General features: G+C 49.9%; 5 protein-coding genes. 4 read left to right on the top strand and 1 reads right to left on the bottom strand.

What is annotated here, in order from left to right; all coding sequences use genetic code 11:
- Positions 1 to 308: 308 nt before the first annotated feature.
- Entirely contained in the window at positions 309 to 1,337 is a 1,029-nt protein-coding gene (locus tag GK108_RS19795) for a LacI family DNA-binding transcriptional regulator (protein ID WP_163952280.1), read from the bottom strand.
- Positions 1,338 to 1,773: 436 nt separating this feature from the next.
- On the opposite strand from GK108_RS19795, the gene GK108_RS19790 reads away from it, so the two are divergent.
- From GK108_RS19790 to GK108_RS19775, 4 genes are all read left to right on the top strand, one after another.
- The gene (locus GK108_RS19790; RefSeq protein WP_163952278.1) at positions 1,774 to 2,718 is read left to right on the top strand and encodes an RraA family protein; all 945 of its coding nucleotides are present in this window, start codon (positions 1,774 to 1,776) and stop codon (positions 2,716 to 2,718) included.
- 25 nt (positions 2,719 to 2,743) lie between these two features.
- Positions 2,744 to 4,021, top strand: coding sequence for a mandelate racemase/muconate lactonizing enzyme family protein (locus GK108_RS19785; protein WP_163952276.1), 1,278 nt, complete (start codon positions 2,744 to 2,746; stop codon positions 4,019 to 4,021).
- Positions 4,022 to 4,193: 172 nt separating this feature from the next.
- Positions 4,194 to 5,411 (top strand): mannonate dehydratase, encoded by a 1,218-nt coding sequence (uxuA, locus tag GK108_RS19780; RefSeq protein WP_163952273.1) that lies wholly within the window; start codon positions 4,194 to 4,196, stop codon positions 5,409 to 5,411.
- A 76-nt stretch (positions 5,412 to 5,487) separates the two neighbouring features.
- Positions 5,488 to 7,596, top strand: coding sequence for an alpha-glucuronidase family glycosyl hydrolase (locus GK108_RS19775; protein ID WP_163952272.1), 2,109 nt, complete (start codon positions 5,488 to 5,490; stop codon positions 7,594 to 7,596).
- Positions 7,597 to 7,767: the final 171 nt, after the last annotated feature.

The following is a 7,767-nucleotide window of genomic DNA, read 5'->3' as shown; positions in this document are numbered from 1 at the left end:
GTTCTTCTAATAAATCACTATAAGTGGATGATACGAATACTTGTAATTTTTTCATTTCCAAAATCAATCCTGCTGTGCATTGAAAATATAAATAAAAGCGGAATGTGAAGATAAAATCAACCTAGGAGATTATTATATCGCAGGAAACCCAGAAAGAGAGATCAAATCTACCCAAACAGGTCGGCTTGAGGTCAGCTCTATGTTGAAAATAGAAATTTTAAATACGTTCTGTTGAGCTCTACACTCTGTCACACGGGGAAAAAATAGAAGCCAATTTGGCCTCACCCAACTCTAGTACCTGGCACCGCCTAATTCGCCCCTTTTTTGACCGACGATTGGCGAATCAGTAATTCCGAGTGTAAGATAATCGTGTTGGTATTTTGAATATCCAGAGAGCCGTTTAAATGATTGATGAGGCTCTGGGCGGCAATTTCGCCCATTTTTTCGCCCGGATAGTCAATGGTAGTCAGGTTCGGTTCAATGACAACCGAAACCGGATCATTATTAAAACCAACAACCGCAATATCGTCGGGAATCGAGAAACCATTCTTTCTGAGCGCGCTCATACAACTGACAGCGCATAAATCATTCGCAATAAAAAGTCCATCGGGCTTCTTATCCATGCGTTGAATCAGCCGGGCAGCCTCAATACCGGCTTCCTGGCTGAGATCAGTCACCATCACCAGTTCGTCCAGATAAGGAAGACCATGCTCAAGAAGTGCCAGCCGATAGCCTTTGAGCCGATCGGCGTACACATTACGTTTCAAATTACCCGTAATGTATAGAATTCGGCGGCAGCCCTGCTCAATGAGATGGGAAACAGCCTCATAACCTGCTTTCGTATTGTCAATGATGATGCTGGTACCTTGCTTATGTTCCAGTACCCGGTCGAAGAAGAGGAGTGGAATCCCTCTCTTTACAAAGGCGTCAAAATGATCGGTATTGTCTGTATCGTAAGCTACCGATACCAATAAGCCATCCACACGACTATTGAACATCGTTTTAGCATTGGCAATTTCTTTTTTTACCGATTCAAGCGATTGACTGATGATGAGATTGTAGGACGATTTATTGACCACTTTTTCCATGCCTGCCAGCACGGTCGACATAAAGTGGCTATTTAGCCGGGGCACAATGACGCCAATTGTATCGGTACGTTGCCGTCTTAAATTGCTGGCAAACGTATTGGACCGATACCCCATTTCTTTGGCTTTGGCAGCAATTACGCTTTTCGTGTTGCTATTGATTGCCGGATGATCATTTAATGCCCTGCTGACCGTGGCAGGAGAAAGGTTCAGCAACTTAGCAATGTCGTAAATCGTAATTTCTTTTTCCATGAAAACAGGATGTCAGGTATCCTGAGCTACAAGGTACTGTATATGAAGTAATATGTAAAATTCATGCAATCGATTGCAATAGTAAAAAAAATAAGATATTTATGCGTCAATTTGACAATTGAAGCCATTCCTCAGGGTATAATCCTGGAAGGAGTTGGGCTAATAGATAATGGTCCAATGCGTGTAAGGTCTTCATTTGACTGACAACTGACAGAGTTTTAGGCATAATTCTAGCCCAGAAAAGTCTTTTTGTTCATCATAGATAAGTAGGTCAAACATCCTCCTGCCATTGGCGGGAGGACTGTTTTTTGCTGTATAATCAGAAGAACGGTTCGGTTTGGGATAAAAATTTCAATCGGTTGCATAGGGTAGAAGCGTTCAGTAAAATCCTTATGCTGAGCAAATGAGCTAAACCCTTACTTCTTATTCCTGATTTATGAAACCGATAGTCTTTATCGCGGCTGTGGTATCGCTTATAGGATTGCAAACCAAGTCCGTGGCACAGCAGATCTCCCGCGAAGAACTGATCTTTCTAACCCCCGACTGGAAGGGAGAGCGTTTCCCGGATGGTCGTCCGAAAGTATCCGACGCTATTCTGAAGCGCATGAAGCTGGTTACGCACGAAGAAGCATGGGCTGTATTGAAAGGAGAAAAATACCGCTATCAGTTTGCAGGCGACTGGCAGACCATTAATCCCGATAGCGTATTGATTGGCCGGGCAGTAACCGCTACGTTCATGCCCGGCAGGCCGGATGTTCATCGGGTTACGGACGAAAAAGGACATACGAAAGATGGGCGTGTTAAATCGCAGAATGCGTGGCCAATCGATCTGCTGGTGAAAGGAGATGTATACGTCGTGGACCAGTTTGGTATGCACGAAGATGGTCCAACCATTGGCGATAATCTGGGCAACTCCATCTATGCGAAAACGGGCAACGGAATCGTCTACGAAGGTGCCGTTCGGGACATTGCGGGCCTGAAAGAAATCGGTGGTTTCACGTCGTACTTCCGTAGCTATCATCCCTCGCACCACAACCCGGAGGGAAATTTAAATACGACTCTGGTGGGCATTAACCGCCCAACGCGCATTGGTAAAGTGATGGTTATGCCGGGCGACATTGTGCTGGGACGCGATGGCGCCGTATGCTTCATCCCGCCACACCTGGCCGAGAAAGTGGTCAAAACATCGGAGATCATTCGACTGCGTGATATGTTCGGCCACCAGCGACTGCGTGAGCAGAAATATACGCCCGGCCAGATCGACTCGCGCTGGTCCGACGAGATCGAAAAGGATTTCTCTCAGTGGCTGAACGCACACGTAAACGAACTACCTGTCCCTAAAGAACAAATCCAGGATTATCTCAAAACCCGCACCTGGTAATTCTCCCTCCCTAAACTCATTAACCATGAAAACTTCCCGTCGTTCGTTCCTTACCAAAAGTGCTTTAGCCAGTGTCTTTAGTGCCAGTGCTTTGTCCAGTTATGGCGAAGGTCTGGAAACCGCCGTTGATCGGGCTCCCCAGTCGTCGGCACCTTCTGACCTGAAAATCACGGATATCAAATGTGGCTACACCCGCAATGGCCACAGCCTGTTTGTAAAAGTGCATACCAACCAGGGCATCTGGGGGTGCGGAGAAGCTGTTGATGCATCGGTCGGTACGTATCATCTGGTGAAACTGATCGGAACGCGGATCAAAGGTCGTAGCCCGCTGAACGTGAACCGCATTTTTGAAGATGTACGCAAAGCGGGCTTCTTCGAGGGTGCTCAGGCCGGTATCTATATTTCGGTGTTGTCGGCTGTGGAAACGGCCCTCTGGGATCTGGTCGGCAAAGCGCTGGGTATGCCGGTTTATCAATTACTGGGCGGAAAGTTCCGGGACAAAATCCGGGTGTATTGCGATACGGGTGCCTATCGGGATCACGATACCAGCCCTGATGCGTTCGGTAAAAGTGCCAAAAAAGCGGTCGATATGGGCTTTACGGCCGTGAAATATGACATCGACGAACGTAACGATCCCAATAAATACGATGCTTATAACTGGACCGCCAGCCCAGGCGAGCTGGAGCGGATGTATAACCAGATTGCAGGGGTTCGGCAGGCCGTTGGGCCCAAGATTGACATTTGTGTGGATATGCACGGGCGCTACGACGTAACAACGGGTCGGCGGGTGGCCAAAATGATGGAGCCATTGAATCTGCTCTTTCTGGAAGAACCCATTCCTGCCGAAAACCCGGAAGCCTACCGCCAGATTCGCGAAGCGTCGAACACGCCCATCTGTGCGGGTGAGAATCACTACCTGGCGCATGGCTTCCGTCGATTGCTCGAAATCGGGGCCGTCGATATTATCATGCCGGATTTGCAGAAAGCCGGTGGGTTAGGGGAAGCGCAACGTATTGCCAATCTGGCCAATCTCTACTACGTTCCGTTTGCGCCCCATATGGTAGCTTCTTACCTGGGGGCTATGGCATCGAGCCACGTTTGCGCATCGGTGCCGAACTTCCTGATTCTGGAATGGCAGCTTTATTTCCACGAAGAGCCGATGTTTAAGGAGATCGTTACGTTCGACGGGCCCATGGTCGAAAAAGGATTTATTCCGCTCTCCGAAAAGCCGGGTATCGGAGTAGAAATTAACGAAGAAGGTATGAAAAAATACGCGCCTAAAGACGTACCGTTCTTCGTATAACCGTTCGCCTGATCATCAGCATCGCTGTGGATAACTGCTCGAATAACGATCTAAATTGTGGATAACTCGTTTGGGGTGTGGATAACTCGTCAAGAATAACGCGGACATAACCCCCGAATAGTCAATACGTATACAATTGATAAGTTGAGTCCTACTGGCTCAATTTGATACCATGGGAATGCTACAAACTATGCGCTGGTTCGGGCCGAACGATCCGGTGTCGTTGATGGATATTCGGCAGGCAGGCTGTACGGGCATCGTTACGGCTTTGCATCAGATTCCGGTCGGAGCGGTCTGGTCGGTCGAAGCGATTGAGGAGCGGAAACGACTGATCGAAGCCGCCAATGATCGGTATTCGCCCCTTCATTGGGCGGTGGTCGAAAGTCTGCCTGTTCACGAAGATATCAAGAAAGGCCGTCCAGACCGGGCCCTCTATATCGACAACTACAAGCAGTCGCTTCGGAATCTGGCGGCCTGCGGTATCAATACGGTGTGTTACAATTTCATGCCGGTGCTCGACTGGTCGAGGACGAATCTGTCGTATGAAATGCCCGACGGATCGTTGGCCTTGCGGTTTGTCTGGGAAGATTTTGCTTTGTTCGATCTCTGCATTCTAAAACGGCCCGATGCCGAATCTGACTACGAACCCGACGTAGCGCAGGCTGCTCGCCAGCGGTTTGCCCGGATGACGGCAGACGAAGTTGCTACGTTGGTCAACGTAGTATTGCTGGGATTGCCTGGCTCCAACGAAGCGTTTTCGCTCGATACGTTTCAGGGATTACTGAATGAGTATGCGACGATCAGCGATCAGGCTTTACGCGACAATCTGTACTTTTTCATTCGGGAGGTAGCTCCTGTCGCGAATGAACTGGGCGTAAATCTTTGTATTCACCCCGACGATCCGCCACGGCCGTTGCTGGGTCTGCCGCGTGTGGTCAGTACGGAAGCCGATCTGGCGCAGCTAATGGCCGCCAGCGACGTAGTGGCGAATGGCATTACGTTCTGCACGGGCTCGTTGGGTATTCGTCCGGATAATGATTTGCCCGCTATGATTCGCCGGTTCGGCAATCGCATTCATTTTATTCACCTCCGTACCACGAAGCGGGAGGAGAACCCGCGTAACTTCCATGAGGCTGATCATCTGGAAGGCGATGTGGATATGTATGCCGTGGTAAAGGCTATTGTGCTCGAACAACAGCGACGTAGGCAACAGGGAACGGGCGCTACGTCGATTCCGATGCGACCCGATCACGGTCATCAGATGCTCGACGATTTACGGGTCGATAAGGGTACGTATCCTGGCTATTCGGCCATTGGTCGCCTACGGGGACTGGCCGAAATAAGAGGGCTTGAGTTGGGGATTACTCGATCGCTGGAAGAAACACATTAGTCTTTTGTAGAAACGCCATGCCGATACGCCATGTCTTTAAGAGATGGCGTATCTAAAAAAAATCATCCAACAACGCATGAATTGTAAAAAGCTTATCTCCTTCTGTTTTTTGGTATTCACCACTATATGCAGTTACGCTGACGATGGGTACCGTTTGTGGCTGAAATACGACTTAATCAAGGATGCCGGTAAGCGGGAAGCCTATGCCCGTTCTGCTCAATTTATTGCGGTTAGTGGAAACAGTCCTGTGCTGAAAGCCGCGTCGGACGAGTTGAAGAATGGGCTTCAGGGATTACTGGGAAAATCGGTGCCGGTCCTGGCGAACGCAGGCAATCGGACGGGTGGGATTATTCTTGCCGTAACGAATACCGGCCTCCCGACGCTGAACGCCGAAGGCTACCAGATTAAAAGTCAATCGAACAACATCGTCATCAGCGGAAAAACAGAATCGGCGGTGTTGTATGGAGCCTTTGCTCTGCTACGTCAGTTGCAAACCTTACAGCCCATGGCGAACCTGGCGCTGACCAGTAGCCCGAAAGTACGTTACCGGATGCTTAACCATTGGGACAATCCGAATGCAACCATTGAGCGGGGGTACGCCGGTGAGTCGCTCTGGAAATGGTACGAACTGCCGGAACGGCTCGATCCGCGTTATCGCGACTACGCACGCGCCAACGCATCGCTGGGAATCAACGCTACGGTAGTTAATAACGTCAATGCCAGTTCTCGTTTTCTGACTACCGAATATCTCCATAAAGTAGCGGCTTTGGCGGGTGTGTTTCGGCAGTACGGTATTCGGGTGTATCTGTCCATTTATTTCCCGGCTCCCAAAACCATTGGCGGCTTAAAAACGGCCGATCCGCTCGATCCTGAGGTTCGGAAATGGTGGGCCGACAAAACCAAAGAAATTTATTCGCTCATTCCCGATTTTGGTGGGTTTCTGGTCAAAGCCAATTCGGAGGGGGAGCCGGGTCCGCAGGATTATGGTCGGAATCACGCCGATGGGGCTAACATGCTGGCTGAGGCACTGAAACCGTACGATGGCATTGTGCTCTGGCGGGCCTTTGTCTATAAAGCTGACCCAAAAGCCGATCGGTTCAAGGCGGCACTCGAAGAGTTTGGCGATCTCGATGGCAAATTCGATAAGAAAGTGATCGTGCAGGTCAAAAACGGACCGATTGATTTTCAACCGCGTGAGCCTTTTTCTCCTTTATTCGGGAAAATGCCAAAAACACCCCTGGCCGTGGAGTTCCAGATCACGCAGGAGTACCTGGGTTTTGCTACGCACATGGTCTATGAGGCTCCGCTCTTCAAAGAATGCCTGGAGTCTGATACGTATGCGAAAGGCAAAGGTACAACCGTAGCAAAAGTGGTGGATGGCAGCGCCTTTGGCTATGAACTGACAGCGATGGCGGGTGTGGCTAACACCGGTTCGGATCGTAACTGGACGGGACACCCTATGGCACAGGCGAACTGGTATGCGTTCGGTCGGTTAGCCTGGGATCATACGCTGTCGTCCGAAGCCATAGCGAACGAATGGGTAACCATGACGCTGACCACCGAGCCTAAAGCGGTGAAGCCCATCACGGATATGATGCTTAAATCGCGGGATATTTATGTGAACTATAATACGCCGATGGGCCTTTCGCGGCCCTGGACAGGTGTACATTTTGCGCCGGAACCCTGGCAGAACAGAAGCCCTCGCCCTGACTGGACAGCAGTCTATTACCACCGGGCCGATTCGGTTGGCATTGGGTTTGACCGGACCGCGAAGGGTAGCGATGCCTTAAGCCAGTATGCGCCTGCTGTTCAGCAGCAGTGGAATAATCCTGAAACCTGCCCATTGCCTTATCTGCTCTGGTTTCACCACGTTGCCTGGACGAAAAAACTGTCGACAGGCCGGTCGCTCTGGGACGAACTCTGTACGCACTTCTATACAGGGGCCGACTCGGTTATCTGGATGCAGAAGCAATGGAATCAGGTGAAAAACGAGATCGATCCCGAAACGTACACCAACGTAGCGGCCCGATTGCAAACACAGCATAAAGAAGCTATCTGGTGGCGCGACGCGTGGGTGCTCTATCTGCAGGAGTACGCCCGTCAGCCCATTCCTGCTTCCTATAAAAAGCCAGACCGGACGTTGGACGATGTGAAAAAACTCGTCGATGTGTATTTGATGAGGTAAAGGTTGACTTCACCCCCTTGAAATAAGGAGAGGGGAGTTGTCTCCCATAATCGAGATTGAATGACTGTAGGCTATCCCCTCTCCTTATTTCAAGGAGAGGGGGCAGGGGTGAGGTGAAGTATAGAATGTATTGCCACTTTTTTATTAACTAACTAGTCCTAAATCCTTAAC

It is taken from the genome of Spirosoma terrae (assembly GCF_010435915.1).
GTDB lineage: Bacteria > Bacteroidota > Bacteroidia > Cytophagales > Spirosomataceae > Spirosoma > Spirosoma terrae.
The sequence above is the reverse complement of the archived record's forward strand: the minus strand, read 5'-3'. Positions and strand labels throughout refer to the sequence as shown.